Source organism: Myxococcus vastator, assembly GCF_010894475.1.
GTDB lineage: Bacteria > Myxococcota > Myxococcia > Myxococcales > Myxococcaceae > Myxococcus > Myxococcus vastator.
This window is the reverse complement of the sequence record NZ_JAAIYB010000735.1, coordinates 1-2480: the sequence shown is the minus strand read 5'-3', so window position 1 is coordinate 2480 and position 2480 is coordinate 1. Positions and strand designations below refer to the sequence as shown.

The following is a 2480-nucleotide window of genomic DNA, read 5'->3' as shown; positions in this document are numbered from 1 at the left end:
AGGCCCCCCAGGCGCCGCCCGTGCCCGACGTGGTGGCCCAGTACTTCACCGACAGCTTCGAGGCCGTGGACGCGACCTCGGACGTCATCAAGCAGACCAAGGACGCCAACTGCGGCGCCGCGGTGGCCACCCTGCTGTCGCCCACGGCGGGCAAGGACTCCGTGGCGGCGGCGAAGAAGATGGACTCGCTGGAGTCGCGCTTCACCGACGGGGGCGGGACGACGCCGGAGGAGCTGGCGAAGATGTTCGCGCACGAGGGCCTGGAGGTGAAGAAGGGCACCTCGAACTTCGACATGCCGTCGGTGAACGAGGCGCTGGCCCGCGGACAGAAGGCCGTCGTCCAGTTGGACACCAACCGGCTCGCCACGGGCGTGGACTCCAAGGTCGCCGGTGGCTCGCACTGGGTCGTCGTCGACGGCATGGACGACCAGGGCAACTACCAGGTGAAGGACACGAACACGGGCTCCAAGTACACCGTGTCCGGCCAGCAGATTGCCGACTCCGTGGGCTCCGCGTGGGAGTTGCACCAGGGTGGCGGCATGCTCATCGTCGGCGACCCGCAGACCGCCATGGACGAGGGCACGCTGGTGGAGAAGAGCGCCCTCCACACCGACGCGCTGGGCGACACCGACGGCGGTGGCTCCCGGGCTCGCGGCAGCTTCGGCCGCGAGTCTTCCTGAGCGCCCCGCCGCGTCCTGACTGCCGGCGTTGACTACGCCGGCAGCGCGCCCTGGCCCGACGCCAGGGTGCTGGCGAACTGATTCACCTTCTGCACGTATTTGGCGTCACCCGTGCCCGCGGGAATCGCGTGCGGGTTGCTCTTGTCCACGCCGTTCGGACCGGAGTTGTAGGCACGCAGGGCCAGGTCCCAGCTCCCGAACTGCTCCTTCATGTCCTTCATGTAGCAGGCGCCCGCGAGGATGTTCGTCTCCGGGTCGGAGAGGCTCTTGCCCTGCAGCTCGGGGTGCTTGCTCTGCAGCTCCTTGAAGGTGTTCGGGTTCACCTGCATCAGCCCGGTGTCCGTCAGGCCGTTGCCACCGTTGGTGGACGTGGCGGCCACGTCACCGCGGGACTCGGCCCACACCTGCGCGGCCAGCATCTCCACCGGCACGCCCGTCTTGGCCGCCGCGGACTCGAGCGCCGGGCGCAGCTTCTCCAGCGCGGGAGGCAGGTTGCCCCCCAGGCTCGCGCCGCCAGCGCCCTGGCTCGCGCCCACTGACGGTGCCGAGGGCGCCGCACCGCTTCCACCCACCGGCGCGGGCGCGGGGCCACCCACCGGCGCGGCGCCCATCGGCGCGGGCGCGGAGCCACCCGCCGACGCGGGGCCACCCACCGGCGCGGGCGCGGAGCCACCCGCCGGCGGCGCCGACGTGAGGCCATCCACCGGATCACTCATGAACGGAGACGGGCCCTGGGCGCCGGGGTTCAGCTCCACGGGAGGACGGTTGCCGCAGGCCGACGCGGGAGAGAACGAGCTGTCCGAGAAGCACTGCGACGGGGAGGCCCCCGACGCGCCCGCGCCGCCCTGGCCGCACGCGGCGCCCTGCGCGCCACCGGCCGCGCCGCCCTGCATGGCCTGCTGGAGCTGGGTGAGCGTGCTGATGATGGCCATGGCCCCCTCCAGCAGCTTGCCCAGGGACTGGGCCTTGCCGCCGCCCAGGTCGAAGCCATCCTGCTGCATTCCAAGCCGCCCCAGCGCCGGCGTCTGGGCCGAGGCCCCCGACAGCGACGCGGAGGGCCGGGAGACGGAGACATCCTGGGCCGGGGAGCGGGTGGCGGAAGAGGCGGAGCCGCTGAGCGGAGAGAGGCGCATGGGGAAGTTCCTTCGGGAGAGGTGGGAGGGCTTCTGTAGGCGACCCACGCACCAGTAGCAGCAGGTGTGCCAACCACCGGGCGCCCTCATCCGTCCGCCAAGTCATTGATTTTACGCGTACCCCCCGCCGTGCCCGCGCCCCGTGGGCTTCTGGCTCCTGGTGACTGCCGTCATGGGGCGGTGGTCGCAGTCACCAGTCCGCGCTCCCACCCTGGCGCGCTAACGTAGCGGCCTTCTCGTCGTGGAGGGGATGCGGGACATGAGCCAGAACGGAAGCAGTGCCGAGAGCGCGCGCGTGCGCTGGCTGGTGGTGGGTGCCTTCTCCTCGTCCCCCTCGGGCCGGCGCTTCCCGCTGACGGTGAACACCTTCGGCGATGAGCTCACGCGCGCCGCCAGCGGGCTCCGCGTCACCGTGGCCGACCGGCTGGGGGCAGGTGACACGCGCACCGTCGAGCTGTCCTTCGACCGGCTGCGCGCCTTCAGCTTCGCGGACGTCATCACCCGCGTCCCGGAGCTGCGCGCCCTGCAGCACCTGCACGAATCGCTGGCCACCTCCGACCCGCTGCGTACGCTGACGCCCGAGGAGGCCGCCACGCGCGTGGCCACCGTCACCGGGCCGGGCCGCCTGCCGGACGCGGTGGCCGAGGCCCTGCGCGCCGCCTCCGCC

Annotated in this window: 3 protein-coding genes; 2 read left to right on the top strand and 1 reads right to left on the bottom strand. The window is 72.3% G+C overall.

Going from position 1 to position 2480, the window contains the following annotated elements; all coding sequences use genetic code 11:
- Nucleotides 1–680: cysteine peptidase family C39 domain-containing protein (locus G4D87_RS36680; protein ID WP_163787427.1), on the top strand; the 680-nt coding region annotated here is incomplete at its 5' end.
- A gap of 32 nt (nucleotides 681–712) precedes the next feature.
- On the opposite strand, the gene G4D87_RS36675 is transcribed toward G4D87_RS36680, so the two are convergent.
- Nucleotides 713–1813 carry a lytic transglycosylase domain-containing protein gene (locus G4D87_RS36675; RefSeq protein WP_240358907.1) on the bottom strand — a complete coding sequence of 367 codons (1101 nt, stop codon included), beginning with the start codon at nucleotides 1811–1813 and terminating at the stop codon, nucleotides 713–715.
- 259 nt (nucleotides 1814–2072) lie between these two features.
- On the opposite strand from G4D87_RS36675, the gene G4D87_RS36670 reads away from it, so the two are divergent.
- Nucleotides 2073–2480 (top strand): type VI secretion system contractile sheath small subunit (locus G4D87_RS36670; protein WP_240358906.1); only part of this gene is annotated, 408 nt, incomplete at its 3' end.